This is a genomic window from Kitasatospora sp. NPDC058965, from assembly GCF_042741245.1.
Classification (GTDB): domain Bacteria; phylum Actinomycetota; class Actinomycetes; order Streptomycetales; family Streptomycetaceae; genus Kitasatospora.
Window position 1 is genome coordinate 1 of the sequence record NZ_JBHYKG010000190.1, and the last position, 16,133, is coordinate 16,133.

General features: G+C 73.4%; 12 protein-coding genes and 1 pseudogene. 4 read left to right on the forward strand and 9 right to left on the reverse strand.

Annotated elements, in window-relative coordinates:
- Nucleotides 1-41 precede the first annotated feature (41 nt).
- Nucleotides 42-1,025 carry a glycosyltransferase family 2 protein gene (locus ACFW1A_RS26675; protein ID WP_380412758.1) on the reverse strand — a complete coding sequence of 328 codons (984 nt, stop codon included), beginning with the start codon at nt 1,023-1,025 and terminating at the stop codon, nt 42-44.
- Between the two features lie 255 nt (nt 1,026-1,280).
- Between ACFW1A_RS26675 and ACFW1A_RS26680 the strand changes: the two genes are divergently transcribed.
- The gene (locus tag ACFW1A_RS26680; protein WP_380412760.1) at nt 1,281-3,692 is read left to right on the forward strand and encodes a hypothetical protein; all 2,412 of its coding nucleotides are present in this window, start codon (nt 1,281-1,283) and stop codon (nt 3,690-3,692) included.
- A 30-nt stretch (nt 3,693-3,722) separates the two neighbouring features.
- On the opposite strand, the gene ACFW1A_RS26685 is transcribed toward ACFW1A_RS26680, so the two are convergent.
- The 6 genes from ACFW1A_RS26685 to ACFW1A_RS26710 all read right to left on the reverse strand — a co-directional run bounded on the left by ACFW1A_RS26685 (nt 3,723) and on the right by ACFW1A_RS26710 (nt 12,128).
- Nucleotides 3,723-5,264, reverse strand: coding sequence for a glycosyltransferase family 39 protein (locus ACFW1A_RS26685; RefSeq protein ID WP_380412762.1), 1,542 nt, complete (start codon nt 5,262-5,264; stop codon nt 3,723-3,725).
- A 187-nt stretch (nt 5,265-5,451) separates the two neighbouring features.
- On the reverse strand, nt 5,452-6,954 hold the full coding sequence (locus ACFW1A_RS26690; protein WP_380412764.1) for a glycosyltransferase family 39 protein: 1,503 nt from the start codon (nt 6,952-6,954) through the stop codon (nt 5,452-5,454).
- Nucleotides 6,955-7,121: 167 nt separating this feature from the next.
- Complete coding sequence (locus ACFW1A_RS26695; RefSeq protein WP_380412766.1) at nt 7,122-8,465, reverse strand: acyltransferase family protein; 1,344 nt, start codon at nt 8,463-8,465, stop codon at nt 7,122-7,124.
- Nucleotides 8,466-8,650: 185 nt separating this feature from the next.
- On the reverse strand, nt 8,651-9,835 hold the full coding sequence (locus tag ACFW1A_RS26700; protein ID WP_380412768.1) for an acyltransferase family protein: 1,185 nt from the start codon (nt 9,833-9,835) through the stop codon (nt 8,651-8,653).
- Nucleotides 9,836-9,991: 156 nt separating this feature from the next.
- Nucleotides 9,992-10,675 carry a LuxR C-terminal-related transcriptional regulator gene (locus ACFW1A_RS26705; RefSeq protein ID WP_380412771.1) on the reverse strand — a complete coding sequence of 228 codons (684 nt, stop codon included), beginning with the start codon at nt 10,673-10,675 and terminating at the stop codon, nt 9,992-9,994.
- Nucleotides 10,668-12,128 (reverse strand): PspC domain-containing protein, encoded by a 1,461-nt coding sequence (locus ACFW1A_RS26710; protein ID WP_380412773.1) that lies wholly within the window; start codon nt 12,126-12,128, stop codon nt 10,668-10,670. The genes ACFW1A_RS26705 and ACFW1A_RS26710 overlap by 8 nt, the downstream gene beginning before the upstream one ends.
- 176 nt (nt 12,129-12,304) lie before the next feature.
- Here ACFW1A_RS26710 and ACFW1A_RS26715 point away from each other — a divergent pair, with 176 nt between their 5' ends.
- The 3 genes from ACFW1A_RS26715 (at nt 12,305) to ACFW1A_RS26725 (ending at nt 14,871) form a co-directional block, all read left to right on the forward strand.
- A complete protein-coding gene (locus ACFW1A_RS26715; RefSeq protein ID WP_380412775.1) occupies nt 12,305-13,030 on the forward strand; it encodes an SGNH/GDSL hydrolase family protein in 726 nt (241 codons plus the stop codon).
- A gap of 81 nt (nt 13,031-13,111) precedes the next feature.
- Nucleotides 13,112-14,653 carry a PspC domain-containing protein gene (locus ACFW1A_RS26720; protein WP_380412777.1) on the forward strand — a complete coding sequence of 514 codons (1,542 nt, stop codon included), beginning with the start codon at nt 13,112-13,114 and terminating at the stop codon, nt 14,651-14,653.
- Nucleotides 14,650-14,871: a hypothetical protein gene (locus tag ACFW1A_RS26725; RefSeq protein ID WP_380412779.1), complete on the forward strand. Its 222-nt coding sequence runs from the start codon at nt 14,650-14,652 to the stop codon at nt 14,869-14,871. The genes ACFW1A_RS26720 and ACFW1A_RS26725 overlap by 4 nt, the downstream gene beginning before the upstream one ends.
- A 34-nt stretch (nt 14,872-14,905) precedes the next feature.
- Here the strand turns inward: ACFW1A_RS26725 and ACFW1A_RS26730 are convergent, their stop codons facing one another.
- Together ACFW1A_RS26730 and ACFW1A_RS26735 are read right to left on the reverse strand one after the other, a co-directional pair.
- Nucleotides 14,906-15,394, reverse strand: coding sequence for a Rieske (2Fe-2S) protein (locus ACFW1A_RS26730; RefSeq protein WP_380412781.1), 489 nt, complete (start codon nt 15,392-15,394; stop codon nt 14,906-14,908).
- A gap of 30 nt (nt 15,395-15,424) precedes the next feature.
- Nucleotides 15,425-15,955, reverse strand: a pseudogene (locus tag ACFW1A_RS26735) (DoxX family protein); the annotation flags it as partial.
- Nucleotides 15,956-16,133: the final 178 nt, after the last annotated feature.

Below are 16,133 nucleotides of genomic sequence, written 5' to 3' on the forward strand. Positions count from 1 at the left end.
CGTTGCGGGTGCCCGGGCCGCTCGCCGGTCGGCGCGTCGGCTCAGACGCCGGCGCCGATCCGCGGCTCCTGCCCGGCCGCGTCGGTGGCCGAGTCGTAGCCGATGAAGAAGGTCGGGCGCTTCTGCACCGCGGTGTAGATCCGGCCGACGTACTCGCCGAGCAGGCCGACGCAGATCAGCTGGACGCCGCCGATGAAGAGCATCGCGACGAAGAGCGAGGTCCACCCGGGCACGGTGTGGCCGGCGATGTAGATCCCCAGCGTCGCGGCCAGCATGCCGAAGCAGCCGAAGAAGCTGAGCACGCCCAGCCAGGTGGCGATCCGCAGCGGGGCCGCGGAGAAGTTGGTGATGCTGTCGATCGCGAGGCGGATCATCTTGCTCAGCGGGTACTTGGTCTCACCCGCCACGCGCTCCTCGCGGAAGTAGGTGACCTGGCCGCTCGGGAAGCCCAGCCACGGCACCAGCAGGCGGTAGACCTGCTGCTGGTCCGGCAGCGACTTGAGCGCCTCGACGGCCTCGCGGCTGAGCAGGCGGAAGTCGCCGGCCTGGGACGGGACCCGCTTGCCGACCATGCGGCGCATCAGCCAGTAGTAGGCGCCGGCGGTCCAGCGCTTGAAGCCGGTGTCGGTGGTGCGGTCCGAGCGGACGCCGTAGACGATGTCCAGCTTGTCGCGCCGGGCCAGCTCCAGCATCTCCGGGATCTTCTCCGGCGGGTCCTGCAGGTCGGCGTCGATGCTCGCCACGTAGGCGCCCACCGAGCTGTGCAGACCGGCCGTCAGCGCGGCCTGGTGGCCGGAGTTGCGGCGCAGCTTGACGATCCGCAGGTTGGGCCACTGGGCCCGGAAGTCCTCCAGCAGGACGGCGGTCTTGTCGGCACTCCCGTCATCGACCGCGACGACCTCGTAGGACACACCGGTGCCGTCGAGGGCGGGCCGGAGCCGGGCCACCAGGGCCGGCAGCGCGTCCTCTTCGTTGTACATCGGGATGACGACCGACAGGGTCGTCGTGGCTGGTGCAGCCGACATTGCTTCCTGCCCACTGTGTCGAGGCTCGAATCTGCCGATGCGAACTCTATTACAGCGGTCTTCCACGGCTTCCCGCGAGGGTCATGGTTGCCCCAGGAATCCGTGAAGAATCCGTGCAGGCGGCGCGCCGCGATGGCCCCTCCCCCGTGCAACGGAGGCCAGGTCACGGGCTGGTAGCCTGATGGCTCGCATCCGTCCGTTCACAGCTGTGTCCGAAGTCCGGACGGGCGCAGCGCGAGAGAGAGCCTGATCGGCATGACACACAACACCCCTGTCGCCTCAGGCTCGGGGACCCTGCCGGTCGGGGCCGATCGGGAGCCCGGCAGCAGCGGCGGCACCGGACGGCGGGCCGACCGACCCGCTCCGGGGGTGTTCTGGCGCTGGCTGCCGACCATCACGGCGGTCGGGCTCGTGGTGGCCGCGCTGGCGGCCACCGACACGCCGGCCAACGCGATCGCCCGCTACGCCTTCTACGTGCTGTGGGGCGTGCTGCTGCCGGGGACCCTGGTCTTCCGCTCGCTGCGGCGCACCCCGCACACCCTGGTCGAGGACCTCGCACTCGGCGCGGTGACCGGCCTCACCCTGGAACTGGCCGCCTGGGCGGTCTTCATGTCGCTCGGCATCCAGTCGGCCGTGGTGTTCTGGCCGCTGCTGGTGGTCGTGCCGTTCGCCGCGGTGCCCGCGCTGCGCCGGCACTGGTGGGTGCGCGGCTACACCAAGGTCCCGCTGGGCTGGTCCTGGGCCGTGGCCGGCACGGTCGCCGGCACCACCGGCTACCTGTACAAGGTCTACCTCGAGCGCACCCCGATCCTGCCGCCGAACGACCAGACCCGGCAGTTCGTCGACCTCTCGTACCAGATGTCGCTGGCCGGGAACGCCAAGCACTCCTTCCCGGTGACGCTGCCCCAGGTCGCCGGCGAGCCGCTGCAGTACCACTGGTTCGCCTTCGTGCACGAGGCGATGACCAGCATGGTCGGCCACATCGACCTGCCGGTGGTGCAGCTGCGGCTGATGATCCCGGCGCTGTGCGCGCTCACCATGGTGGTCGCCGCGGTGGTCGCCTGGCGGCTCAGCGGGCGGGCCTGGGCCGGCCCGGTCGCCGGTCTGCTGCTCTTCGCGATCGGCGAGTTCAACGCCGCGCACGGGATGACCCCGTTCGGCTCGCCGCAGGCCACCCTGATGGTCTGGGCGAGCGTGTCGATGACGTACAGCCAGCCGCTGCTGCTCGCCCTGATAGGAGCGGTCGCCGAGGGGCTGCGCCGCGCCGACTCGAAGAACCCGGTGCCGGCGCTCGGCCGCGGCACCCTGGTCCTGGTCGCCCTCTTCGCCTTCGCCTCCTGCGCGGCCAAGGCCACCTCGGTGCCGGTCACCCTGGCCGGCGCGGCGCTGGCCGGCCTCACCGTGCTGATCAGCACCCGCCGGATCCCGTGGACCGTGGTCTGGATGGGCCTGGCGATAGCTGCCGCCCAGCTGTTCTCGACCGCGGTGATCTTCGACTTCAAGAGCTACGGCCTGGAGCTGGAGCCGCTGTCCAACCTGCAGGGCTTCTGGGCCGACCCGCAGCACACCCGCTCGACGGCCAGTCAGGGCATCGTGGTCGCGCTGGTCTGGGTGGCCTTCCTGCTCAACACCCAGCTGCGGATGGCCGGCGCCGTCCCGCTGCTGTGGCGCAGCCGGCTGCGGCTGGACAGCGTGCAGTGGTTCCTGCTCGGCGGCACGCTCGCCGGCCCGGCCGTCTTCCTCGCCCTGAACGGCTGGAACTCCGGCTACTTCACCCACGCCGGACTGGCCTTCGGCGTGCTGCTGTCGGCCTGGGGGTACTGCGAGGCCTTCGAGCGGGCCGGGCTGTCGGCCCGCGGCAAGGCGCTGCTGGGCCTGTTCGCGGTGGCCTTCACCGGCCTGATCACCTGGGCGGTCTTCTACCACTCGGCCGGCTGGCTGGACCGGGTGACGACCGCGATCAAGGACCGGCACCCCTGGCGGGGCTCGTTCCTGAACGCCTTCCTGGCTCCCGGCGGGTCCGCCTCGGGCCTGACCGCGATGCTCTCGGTCGGGCTGGCGCTGGCCGCCGTCGCCCTGGTGGCCGGGCTGCTCTGGTGGGCGCTGAGCCGGGTGGTCCCGGGCCTGCGCAGGCGCGGCGGCCTGGTGCTGCTCACCGGTGCGCTGCTGGCGGGTGCGCCGACCCTGGTCCTCGACCTGCCCAAGCCGGTCTGGGACGCCAGCGTCTGGGGCGCCATGCCGCTGCCGGCCGGCAAGATCGACGCGGCCCGCTGGGTCCGTGCGCACAGCAACCCGACCGACGTCCTGGTCACCAACGAGCACTGCTGGTCCGCGGACGACTTCAAGGACCCGAAGGCGCCCTGCGAGGACCACCGCGACTTCACCCTGAGCGCCTACTCCGAGCGCTCGGTGCTGGTCGAGGGCTGGGCCTTCGCCCCGCGGGTGATGGCCGCCGGGACCAACGACTTCTGGGACCCGGCGCTGCTCAAGCTGAACGACGACGCCGTCTACCACCCGACCGCCGCCCTGCTCAGCGAGCTGCACGACCGCTACAAGGTGCGCTACCTCTTCGTGAACCGCAAGGTCGGCACGGAGTCGCCGCTGCTGGACCGGCTGGCCACCCCGGTGCACGACAACGGCCGGATCGCGGTCTACGAACTGCACTGACGCAACGCCACCCCGCCCGGACGCCGGCCCCTACGGGGCCGGCGTCCGGCGTTCCAGCAGCGTCACGGCGATCCCGCGCACCACGGTGACCTTCTCCGGGACGTAGCCGGCGGTCAGCGCCGCGACCTCGTCCGCGCGCAGGCCCTGGTAGGGGTTCTGCGCGTTGCCGTAGACCACCACCCAGACCCGCGGGGTGCTGCCCAGGCAGACCGCGGCCGGGGTGCACGGGCTGGTGAAGAAGTCGCCGCGCTGGACGGCCGTCCGCCCGGCGAACACGTCCACCGGCCGGGCCGCGGGCGGCAGGTAGTAGTCGAGGGCGAAGTCGAGCATCATGAACGCGCCCTCGCCGCGCACCGGCACGAAGCCGTCGCCCGGGCGGTAGGAGCGGGCGACGACCGCGGCGGCCCCGCGCTCGTCCGACCACTCGTGCGCGTCCGGGTTGCGCAGCCGCTGCTGGTCCTGCACGCCGAGCAGGGTGACCCCCGCCAGCCCGAGCGCGGCCAGCGCGCGCGGCCGCAGCGCGGCCAGCCCGGCGCCGGCCACCACCGCCCAGGCCGGCGTGGTGAAGAGCAGGTAGCGGTCCAGGAAGTACGCCGTCTGCCCCTGCGAGGCGTACCAGTTGAGCACCACCGGCAGACCCGCCACCAGCCCGATCTCCAGCGCCGGCCGGCGCCCCCGCGGCCAGGCCGCGGGCAGCGCCGCCAGCCCGATCACGCAGCCGCTCACCCAGGCCGAGCCGAACAGCCCGTGCCAGGTGTCCACGAAGGACTGCAGGTCGGGCCGGTCCAGCCAGGAGATCTGACGGCCCGACTGGTGCCGGCCGAGCAGCGCCACCGGCAGCACCGGCAGCAGGCCGACCAGCACCGCGAGCGGGAAGCCCAGCAGCATCCGCCGGTCGCGCACGTGCCACCAGCGCAGCAGCACCAGCGCCAGGTGCCCGGCGACGGTGAGCAGGCAGACCATGTGCATCAGCCCGCCCGCGCTCAGGCAGAGCGCGTACAGCAGCCAGCGCAGCACCCCGGGCCGCTCCAGCGCCCGCAGCAGCAGCCAGGTGGCCGCGGCCATCGCCAGCACCGCGAACGCGTAGGCGCGGGCCTCCTGGGAGTACCGCGAGACGGACGGCAGGACCGCGAAGAGCAGGCCCGCCACCAGACCGGTCCGGGCGTCGAACTGGGTCCGCCCGGCCAGCGCGACGAAGGCGGCGGCCCCGGCCATGGCCAGTGCGGAGGGCAGCCGGAGCACCGCCGGGGAGTCCCCGAACAGGCCGATCCAGCCGTGCATGAAGAGGTAGTAGGTGCCGGAGACCGCGTCGACGTGGTGCAGCAGCCGGAACAGGTCGCCGGTGCTGCGGGTGGCCGCGCTCCAGGTGGCCAGCTCGTCGCGCCACAGCTGCGGGCGCCCGCCGTCGTGCGTCCCGAGGGCCAGGGTGAGCAGGGCCGGCAGCAACCAGCCCAGGACCCGGGCGGCGGTCCCGGTCCGCTCCGGCCGTCGCCGCCACCACCCGGCGGTGTCGCCGGGCTCCTCGGCGACCGGCTCCGGGCGGGCCGGTTCGCCCTTGACGCTGGTCGCCATGCCGCCATCCCTCCGCGCGTTCGCCCGGAGGCCAGGGTGCCCCACCCGGCGGCCCGCGCCGGGTCGCCCGAATGGCGGGCGTGGCGTCGGCCGGGCGGGCACACTGCCTGGTCAGAGGGGTGCGCGGAGCCGGTTGGGCGACGGCCGACGACTGCGGCAGATCACCCGAACGGGTGCGTGGGCGGGCTCAGCGCTCCAGCAGGGTGACGACCATCCCGGGCACCGGGGTGGAGGTCTGCTTCGGGTAGGCGGCGGTCAGCGCCTTCACCTCGGCGGCCGTGAACCCGTTGAACGGCCGGTCGCTCCAGCCGGTGGTGACCACCCACACCCGCGGCGCGTCGACCGCGGTCAGGCAGGCCGCCGGGTCGGCGCAGGGCGTGGAGTAGAGGTCGCCGCGGGCGACGGCGCTGCGGGCGACGAAGACGTCCTTCAGCTTCACGCTGTCCGGCAGGTAGTAGTCGAGCGCGATGTTGACCTGGTAGTAGGCGATGTCCCCGCGCACCGGGGCGACCCCGTCACCGGGCTGGTAGCCCTTGGCGATCACGGCGGCGGCCGACCGGGCGTCCCAGTTGGTCCGGGCGTACGGCTGGCGCATCGCGCCCTGGTCGTGCAGGCCGAGCAGCAGCACCAGGACCACCCCGAGCGGGGCGACGGCCCTCGGGCGCAGCCGGCTCAACCCCGCCCCGGCCAGCACGCACCAGGCCGGCACGGTGAAGAGCAGGTAGCGGTCGAAGAAGTAGTGGCTGTGGCCCTGCGAGACGATCCACACCAGGCCGATCGGCAGCACCGCGACCAGCCCGACCTCCAGCGCCGGGCGCCGGCCGCGGTCCCAGGCCAGCGGCAGCACCGCCAGCGCGAGCACCACCAGGCTGATCCAACCGGACGCGAACAGGCCGCGCCAGAACACGTCGGCGATGTAGGGCAGGTTCGGCTTGGTGAGCCAGCCCAGCTGCCGGCCGACCTGGCGCTGACCCAGGATCACCAGCGGTACCACCGGCAGCAGGCCGACCACCACGGTCAGCGGGAAGCCGACCAGCAGGCGGCGGTCCCGCGAACGCCACCAGCGCAGCGCGACGATCAGCACGTGGCTGCACAGGAAGACCAGCGAGATCATGTGGAACATGCCGGCGACCGCCAGGCTGACCGCGTACGGCAGCCAGCGCAGCACGCTCGGCCGCTCGATCGCGCGCAGCAGCAGGAAGGTCGCGGCGCTGACCGCGAGCACCACGAAGGCGTAGCCGCGGACCTCCTGGGCGTACCGGGAGATCGACGGGATCAGCGCGAAGAGCAGGCCGGCGGTCCAGGCGGCGCGGTTGCCGAAGAGCTTGCGGGCGGTCAGTGCGACGAAGGCGGCCGCACCGGCCATGGCCAGGGCGGAGGGCAGCCGGAGCACCGCGAGCGAGCGGCCGAAGAGCGCGGCCCACTCGTGGATCAGCAGGTAGTAGACGCCGGTCACGGCGTCCACGTGGTGCAGCATCCGGACCAGCTCGCCGGTGCTGCGGTTGACCGCGTTCCAGGTGGCCAGCTCGTCCATCCACAGCAGCGGACGGCCGGCGTGGTAGACGCCGATGCCGAGGGTGAGCAGGGTCGGCACGACCCAGGCCAGCCGGCCGGCCAGCGGACCGAGACGCTCCAGCCCCGCCCGGACGCCGCCGGTGGGTGACTGGGCCTCGGTAGTGGGCTCGCTCATCGTGCTGGCACTCATCGAGGCAGACCTCTCGGCACTCTCTAGCTCGGCAACGGGTCGGCGGGGGCGGCCGCGGCGGCGGCGGTCTGGTTCTCACCCGAACGACGTAACGTTCCGGCTAAGGATACGGGGCGCGGGACGGGCCCCCGGCCCCGCCCCGGCTCACCCGGTCAGCGCACGGCGGCCCGCTGCTCGACCCCGTGCCCGACCGGCTCGGCCTGCTCCTGCGGCGCCCGGCGGGCCAGCGCCTTGAGCACCTTGCGCCCGAGGTTCTGCCCGGGCAGCTCGATGAGGCGGTACGAGAGGTAGCTCAGCGTCAGGGTGACCGCCAGGAAGATCGCGGTCGGGATGAACTTGCCGGCGCCGTGCTTGGGGAACGTGCCCGCCTTGATCAGCCACCACATGCCCCAGATCACCGGGATGTGGATCAGGTAGAGCGAGTAGCTGATCGAGCCGAGCCAGGTGAGCACCCGCGGGAACCGCCGGCGGCGGAGCAGCATGCCGAGGCCGAAGGTGGCCCAGGCGGCGACGTACGGCAGCGAGAAGCCCATCCAGCCGGCGGTCCAGGTCCGGTAGAGCGCGTCGCCGTGGTTGTACATGTAGCCGACCAGGAAGCCGCTGACGAAGACGAAGCCGCAGGTGAGCCAGCCCAGCATCCGGTCGATCTGGCCCTGCTCCATGCGGAAGATGACGGTCCCCGCGAACATCGTCGCGAAGATCATCATGGTCTCGAAGAAGGTGGACCGGGCGTTGAAGAGCACCAGCACCGCACCGAGCCCGCCGAGCAGCAGCGCACCCGTGCGGGTCAGCGCGAGCCGGCCGCTCAGCACCATGACCATGGCCGTCCCCATGACCACCATGGTGGCCAGGATGAGGTTCCGGGTGGTGCCGCGGTCGTAGGTGATCATCGCGGGCGTGACGAAGGCGCCCAGCAGCAGCGCCAGCGAGGCGAAGCTGATCGCGATCGGCGCGCTCCGGCGGTGCCAGCCGAGCACGAACAGCGCGGTGACGAAGAAGTAGAAGACCATCTCGTAGCAGAGCGTCCACATCACGCCCAGCGCGCTGGGGATGTTGAGCATCTCGTGCAGCAGCAGCATGTTCGCCAGCGCCGACTTCACCGGGTGGTCCGTGACCACCGAGGGCACCGCCGAGTACTTGGTCGGCAGGATCAGCAGCGAGGCCGTGACGACGACGATGATGACCGGGTAGATCCGGAAGAGCCGGCCCATCCAGAAGCCGCGGACGTCGCCGCGCCGCTCCAGCGAGGCGGGCACGATGTAACCGCTGACCAGGAAGAACAGCATCACCGCGTAGATGCCCAGGTCGAAGTGCTTCTCGAACTGGGGACCGCCGGGTATCAGGTTCAGCAGGCCGAAGTGGTGGAAGGCCACCAGCAGGGCCGCGATGCCGCGCAACGCGTCCAGCCAGCCCAGCCGGATGGTCGGCCGCTCGGCGGCGGCCGGCTGCGTCCCGCTCCCGGGCTTGCTGGTCGCCTGCTCCTCTATCAACGTCACACGGTGGAGGCTAGCTCAAACGGGCGAATCCGATGCGCGGGTTGGCGGGCCGCCGCCGGGTCCCCGAAGAATCGTGTCCGGACCGTTATCGGACACGGCGTTTTACAACGGCTCATACCGCCCAAAGCCGCGGCGGCCGGCTGACGCGAGGTCAACCGGCCGCCGGGAGAGCCGCGTCGGGCCGGTCAGCCCTTGTCGCCCGCCGGGGCGCCGTTGCGCCGCACCTGGTCGAAGGCCTGCTCCATCTTGCGCTTCATCAGCGGGGCCAGCGGCCGCTCGACCAGACGGTGCACCAGGTAGGCGGCGATCAGCATGGTGACCAGCACCACGCCGAGCGTCGGGTACGGCGGCAGGTAGCGGCGGACCCGGGTGATCATCTCCCAGCCCAGCTGCTGGTGCAGCAGGTAGAGCGGGTAGGTCAGCGAACCGGCCACGGTCAGCCACTTCCACTGGATCCGGTTGAAGGCGCCCAGCGCCGCCAGCGTCACCAGCGCGAAGGCCGCGGTGGTCAGCGCCACCACGACGCTCCACTTCAGCGAGTGCCCGGTGCCCCAGGCGTAGCCGGGGTAGATCCCGCGGATCTCGTTCTGGGCGATCAGCCAGCAGAAGATCAACATGCCCCAGAGCAGCAGGTTCTGGCCGAAGCGGTACATCAGGAAGAGCGTGATGCCGCCGATGAAGTACCAGCAGTACCCGGGCTGGATGATGTTGCTGAGCAGCGGGAAGTTGGAGTTCATCGCGACCAGCGCCAGGAAGGCCCAGATCCCGCAGAAGGCCAGCACCCGGCGGTAGGTCAGGCCGACCGCCAGCAGCACGCCGAAGAGCACGTAGAACCGGGTCTCGGCCCACAGGGTCCAGTACACCGGGTCGATGTGGTTCACCCCCATCGGCTCGTCCATCATGCTCAGGTTGGACAGGATGCGGCTGATCGTCGGCCGGCTGACGTCGTCGCCCCAGCGCACCGGCACGATCATCAGCACCGCGGAGGTCAGCAGCACGCAGACCCAGTACGCCGGGAAGAGCCGCACCACCCGGGAGGTGAAGAAGTCGCCCACCGACCGGCCCCAGCAGGACATGCAGATGACGAAGCCGCTGATCAGGAAGAACAGCTCGACGCCGGTCCAGCTGTAGGCGCCGATCCAGTGCCCGACCGTCATCAGGTGCCGCGGCGAGCCGTGCCAGACCGCCGGGAACCGTTCGACACCCAGCCAGTGCCACAGCACGACGCCGAGCGCGGCCACCAGCCGCAGGCCGTCGAGCACGTACAGGCGGGGGCGCTTGGCCTTGGGCGCCGGCGCGGCCGGGCCGGACGGGGCCGGCGAGCTGTCCGGCTCGTTCAGCTGGTCGTGGGTGGCGACTGTCGAAGACATCAGGATGCGGGCCCTCGGATCCGGGGACGGGGTGTTCCCCGTCCTGGCGGCCGCGGAACGGGCGCGGGCAGGAGCGGGGCACCAGAAGCGTAATGGGTGGACGGCGCCCCGGGGCACCGGGAGGGGAGATCGCCTCCGGCGGCCCGCGCCGCCCGCTCAGACCAGCCGGCGCGCGGCGGCCCAGCGGGTCAGCTCGTGACGGTTGCTCAGCTGCAGCTTGCGCAGCACCGCGGAGACGTGGCTCTCCACCGTCTTCACCGAGATGAACAGCTGCTTGGCGATCTCCTTGTACGCGTAGCCGCGGGCGATCAGCCGCAGCACCTCGCGCTCGCGCTGGGTGAGGCGGTCCAGGTCCTCGTCCACCGGCGGCGTGTCGGTGGCGGCGAAGGCGTCCAGCACGAAGCCGGCCAGCCGCGGCGAGAAGACCGCGTCGCCGTCGGCGATCCGGAAGATCGCGTCCACCAGGTCGGTGCCGGTGATGGTCTTGGTGACGTAGCCGCGGGCGCCGCCGCGGATCACCCCGATCACGTCGTCGGCCGCGTCCGAGACCGACAGGGCCAGGAACTTCACCCCGCCCGGCTCGCCCATCACCGCGGCGGAGCGGCGCAGCACCTCGGCCCCGCCGCCGCCGGGCAGGTGCACGTCGAGCAGCACCACGTCGGGCCGGGTCTCGGCCACCACCTTGACCGCGGACTCGACGTCGTCGGCCTCCCCCACCACGTCGATGCCGGTCGTCTCGGTCCGCCCGATCTCGGCCCGGACCCCGGTCCGGAACATCCGGTGGTCGTCCACCAGCACCACGCGCGCGGTCCTCGGCCCGGCGGGCACAGCGTCAGTCATCTGCGGCTCTCTCCATCTCCAGCTCGACCTCGGTACCGCCGTCCGGCGCGGGGCGCACCCGGGCGGTACCGCCGTTGCGCTTCATCCGCCCGATGATCGACTCCCGCACGCCCATCCGGTCCTCGGGCACCGAGTCGGGGTCGAAGCCGGGCCCGTGGTCGCGCACGTACACCAGCACCGTCCTCCCCTCGACCTCGGCGTACACCTGGACCGGGCCGCCGCCGCCGTACTTGGCGGCGTTGACCATGGCCTCCCGGGCGGCCCGCAGCTGCGCGGCGATCTTCTCGTCCATCGGACAGTCCCCTACGCAGACCAGCTCGATCGGCACGCCGTGCCGGTCCTCGACCTCGGCGACCACCTCGCGGATCCGCTCGGCCAGCGTATCGGGCGCGGCCTCGGCCGCGGCCTCCGGACGGTAGAGCCACAGCCGCAGTTCGCGCTCCTGGGCCCGGGCCAGCCGCTGGACCTCCTTGGGGTCCTCGGCCCGGCGCTGGATCAGGGTGAGGGTGTGCAGCACCGAGTCGTGGATGTGCGCGGCGATCTCGGCCCGTTCCTGGGCCCGGATCCGGGCGGTCCGCTCGGCCCCCAGGTCCTGCCACATCCGCAGCGCGTACGGACCGGTCAGCACCAGCACCCCGGCCAGCACCGCGAGCGAGGCCTCGACCACCGCGGCGAGCGTGGAGCCGACGCCCTGCAGCACCAGGAAGCCGATGATGCCCGCGGCGACCAGCAGCACCCCGGCGCCGACCCGGACCACCGCAGTGCGCCGCCGCCCGCCGTCCAGCCCGAACCAGCGCTGCCAGCGCGAGTCGTCGGCCTGCCGCCAGACCAGCGCCACGCCGACGCCGATCGCCAGCAGCGGCCAGGTGTACGGCTTCGCGGACTGGATGCCGAACACGTTGAGCAGCGCCATCACGCCGATCACCAGCGCCAGCAGGGCCGCCAGCTGCCCGGCGTTCTGCCGGGTGCCGGCCCGGCCGCCCGGCTCGGTACCGGCGGGCACGTCCTCCGCGATCACCGGCTCGCCCTGGAAGGTGACCTGCAGCAGGTCACGCAGCCGGCCCAGCCGGCCGCGCCGGCCCTTGCGCAGCGGGTCCGGGCTCACCCCGGAGGCACCGGCCGGCACGAACTGGTCGCCGGCCCACACGTAGCCGCTGCCCAGCGCGGGCTCGCCGATCCCGATCGGCACCACGAACCAGAACGCCGCGTACAGCAGCACGCCGATCCCGTTGGCGAAGAAGAGCAGCACGAAGGCCACCCGGACCCAGGTCACCGGCAGGCCCAGGTGCACCGCCAGTCCGTGCGCCACCCCGCCGAGCATCCGCGAGCGGGGGCTGCGGTAGAGCCGGCGGTACGGCGGGCGGCCCGGCACCGGGGTCGGCTCGCCGCCCGGCGCGCCGGAGCTGTCGGCGGCGGGCGGGCTGGGAGTCGGTTCGGTTCCGGGGGCTGCCACGCCCCGATCGTCACACGTCGGCGGGGCCGAATGCATCAGGGTCGGTCCCCTAGGTGCGTGAAGACCATCGGACGATCGGTGTTTCATAGGAGCGCACGGGTCCGGTGGGGGCATGGTCGCCTCCTCCGCCCGTCGACCGCGTCCGACGGAGCGTCACCCGACCCGAAGGGACCGCCGTGTCCTCCTCGCTCGTCACCCGCACCCTGGCCGGGCTGCTCGGCGTGCTCTGCCTGCCGGTCGCCCTGGTGTCCGCCACCGCCGCCGCCCCGCCCGCCCCGCCGCACCTGCGGGTGATGCCGCTGGGCGACTCGATCACCGCCGGCGTGGGCAGCAGCACCGGGGCCGGCTACCGGCTGCCGCTCTGGCAACTGGTCGAGCACCAGGACCGCTACACCGCCGAGTTCGTCGGCTCGCAGCGCGGCGGCGGCTTCGCGCAGCCCCGGCACGAGGGCCACAGCGGGTGGATGATCGCCGACCTGCGGGCCCATGTGGACGGCTGGCTGGCGTCCGGCGCGCCGGACGTGGTGCTGCTGCACATCGGCATCAACGACCTGGACCGCGGCACGGACAAGGCGCACGCGGTCGACCGGCTGGCCGACCTGCTGGACCGGATCTACACCGACCGGCCCGCCACCACCGTGGTGCTGCTCGGCCTGCTCCCCACCACCCGCGGCCTGCAGGACCGGGTGGCCGCCTTCAACCGCGGGGCGCAGCAGTTGGAGGCCCGCGAGCGGGCCCTGCACCGCAGCCTGCGCTGGGTCGCCCCGCCCGCGCTGACCCCGGCCGAGTTCGCCGACACCCTGCACCCGAACGACCGCGGCTACCAGCGGATCGCCCGCTCCTTCTTCGACGGCATGGCCGCCGGCATCGACCTGCACCGGAGCGGGTCCGGCACACCCTGACCGCCTCTCAGGGAGAGATCAGGGTCGTCCGGGGGCCGTTCCCGGTGCCGCCGGCCGCTGCCAGACCGCAGGATAGGGGGCATGACCGAGGAGCAGAGCCAGACACCGGCCGGGCCGGCGGACGAACGGCCGGAGCCGGATCCGCAGCCGTCCGGTGCCCGTCCGCCGCTGACCCGCAGTGAGAGCCACCGGGTGGTGGCCGGCGTGTGCGGCGGGCTCGGGCGCCACCTGGACATCGACCCGGTGGTCTTCCGGGTGGTCACCGCGGTGCTCTGCCTGACCGGCGGCCTGGGCCTGTTCGTCTACGGGCTGGCCTGGCTGATCATGCCGACCGAGCGCCCGGAGCAGGGGCACGGCCGCACCGAGCTGCAGCGGGTGCTCACCGGCCGGGTGGACGGCCAGTCCATCGGTGCGGTACTGCTCACCGTCATCGGCACCGGCGTCTTCTTCTCCTGGATGGGCAGCGGGGACTCCTTCTTCCCGCTGCTGCTGCTCGGCGCGATGGTCTTCTTCGCGGTCCGGCACGACCCCGAGCGGCGCCGCCGGGCCCGCGGCGCGGGCACCCCGCCGCGGCCGGAGGGTCCGTACGACCGGCCCGCCGCGGGCCCGGGCGGGGCCTCCCCGCTGGCCGACTGGAAGACCTGGCGGGAGGACTTCCACGCCGAGTGGACCGCCCGCAAGGCCGACATGCACCAGCACCTGGCCGAGCACCGGGCGCAGTGGGACGAGCAGCGGCACGGCCGGGCGCACCAGGGCTACCGCTGGGACGCGCGCACCGCCACCGCCGACGCCGGCGAACGGCCACCGGCCGACTCGCCGGCGGGCCGCACCGGCTACCTGTGGGACCCGCGCCACCCGGAGCGCAACCCGTACGACACCGCCCCGCCGCCGGGCGCCCCCGCGCCCGCCTGGTGGCAGCGCACCGACCTGCCCGAGGGCGACCCGCTGCGCAAGGAGCCGGCCCCGCCCCGGCCCACCCCGCCGCCGGCCCGCCGGGAGCGCCGGCAGCGCTCGGGACTGGCCTGGCTCGGCCTGCTGGTCGCGGCCCTCGCCTCCTGGGCGGTCTGGGCCGGCACCGCGCACGGCGCCGGGCACAGCCCGCTGGCCACCGTGCTGGCCACCGGCCTCACGGTGCTGGGGCTGACCCTGCTGATCGGCGCGAAGTTCGGCCGGGCCAAGTGGCTGGTGCTGCCCGCGCTGGTGGTGACGCTGGCCCTGGCCGGCCTGGGCAACTCCGCCACCGTGCGCGAGAACGCGTTCGGCGACCGCCGGTACGCCCCGGCCGACGCGGCCGCGGTGCAGCACACGTACGTGCTGGGCGCCGGCGACCTGCGGCTGGACCTGAGCGCGGTGGACCCGGCCGGCGGCACGGTCAGCAGCGTGGTGAAGCTCGGCGCCGGCGACGTGCACGTGGTGCTGCCGCCGGACGTCGCCGCCGACCTGGACCTGCGCACGGCCGCCGGCCGGCTGCAGGCGCCGCAGCTGCCGGACGACTCCGGCGCCAAGGGCGTGGGCGAGCACCGCACGGTGCACCTGGACCCGGTGCCCGGGTCCACCGGTCGGGGGACCATCGAGCTGACCGTGCAGGTCGGACTGGGCGACATTCAGGTGGTGCGCGGATGAAGCGGCATCGGTTCGACCTCTTCTCGTTCCTGGCCGGCGGCCTGTTCACCGCGCTGGGGGTGCTCTACCTGACGGCCTCGCTGAGCGGGTTCTCGGTGAACGGCCGGCTCGTGCTGCCGGTGACCCTCATCGTGCTCGGCGCCGCCGGCCTGGCCGGGGCGGTGGCGGCGGTGGCCCGCCGCGGCCGCGGCCCCGAGCGGCGGTCCCCGCAGGACTGACGGACCGTCGGCCGGGCGGCGGCCCCACGGTCCGTCAGGAGGTCTGCGGCCCCAGGTCCAGCCGGTCTCCGTCCTTGGTGACGGCGTACCGGGGCAGCGGCTTGACCGCCGGGCCGGTCAGCACGGCGCCGGTGGCGGCGTCGAACCTGGAGCCGTGGCACGGGCAGCTCAGCGCGCCGCCGCGCGGCGGGTCGACGGTGCAGCCGGCGTGGGTGCAGACCGAGGAGAGCGCGCAGTACTGCCCGGCCTTGGGCTGCAGGATGTAGATCGCGTCCCCGCTGGCCGGGTCCTTCACGGTGGCCGAACCGCCCACCGGGACGTCCGCCACCGCCACCGACACCTTGGCGCCGCCGCCCGCGGCGCTCGCCGTCCCGGCACCGGCGCCGGGCTGCGGGGTGGTCGGCGCGGCGACCGGCGCGGGCTTCCTGCGCACGAAGGTGGCGGTCAGCGAGCCGACCAGCAGCCCGGCCCCGCCCAGCGCCACGGCCGCGATCGAGCCGTCCAGGAAGGTGCGCCGGCGCACCGCGTCCTCGGTCAGCCCGCGGGCCCGGTCCCGCTCGGCCCGCCGGGCCAGGTACCCGTCCACCGAGAAGTACGGCGTCCCCGCCAGCAGCAGCGCCGTCCAGGCCATCAGGTACGGCAGGTCGTTGCCCAGGTAGTACGGCGAGACGTTCCAACTGACCGTCAGGAACAGGGTCAGGCTCAGCGCCGCCCCGCCGGCCGCGGCCACCCGGCCCCAGAGGCCGACCAGGGTGCCCAGGCCGACCGCCAGCTCGCCGAAGGCGATCAGCAGCGCGAAGAAGGTCGGCGCGTGCAGGGCCGGCTCCAGCAGCGCGCCGACCGGGCTGTGCGGCTTGGCGGCCAGGGTCTGCGCGTAGAAGGACTGCGGATCGGTGCGGGCCGCCAGGTAGTGGCTGTCGGCCAGCTTGTCCAGGCCGGCGTAGGCGAAGGTGACGCCGAGGAACAGGCGCAGCGGCAGCAGCGCGTACCGCCGGCCGAGGGCCTTGAGCTCGGCCGCCCGACCCGCCGGCCGTGCGACCGGGACCGGCGCACCGGCGCCGACCGAGTCCCTGGTGCCCTCCATCATCGCGTCACCCTCCGTACCACCCGTCAGTTCCCGACAGATCCGGTTCGCATTGTGCCCGTTCCCGAGCCTTTCCGACGGTATCCGGACCGCCGGGTGCCGGATCCGACCCCACCCGCGTCCGGGCCGGATCCGACACGAACGGCCGCACCGCCACCCACGGGTACGTGGGTGGCGG

Coding starts and splice junctions, on each gene's coding strand:
- ACFW1A_RS26700 (WP_380412768.1), bottom strand. CDS start 9,835: ATGTCTTCGACAGTCGCCACCCACGACCAGCTGAACGAGCCGGACAGC.
- ACFW1A_RS26675 (WP_380412758.1), bottom strand. CDS start 1,025: ATGTCGGCTGCACCAGCCACGACGACCCTGTCGGTCGTCATCCCGATG.
- ACFW1A_RS26725 (WP_380412779.1), top strand. CDS start 14,650: ATGAAGCGGCATCGGTTCGACCTCTTCTCGTTCCTGGCCGGCGGCCTG.
- ACFW1A_RS26705 (WP_380412771.1), bottom strand. CDS start 10,675: ATGACTGACGCTGTGCCCGCCGGGCCGAGGACCGCGCGCGTGGTGCTG.
- ACFW1A_RS26680 (WP_380412760.1), top strand. CDS start 1,281: ATGACACACAACACCCCTGTCGCCTCAGGCTCGGGGACCCTGCCGGTC.
- ACFW1A_RS26720 (WP_380412777.1), top strand. CDS start 13,112: ATGACCGAGGAGCAGAGCCAGACACCGGCCGGGCCGGCGGACGAACGG.
- ACFW1A_RS26685 (WP_380412762.1), bottom strand. CDS start 5,264: ATGGCGACCAGCGTCAAGGGCGAACCGGCCCGCCCGGAGCCGGTCGCC.
- ACFW1A_RS26690 (WP_380412764.1), bottom strand. CDS start 6,954: ATGAGCGAGCCCACTACCGAGGCCCAGTCACCCACCGGCGGCGTCCGG.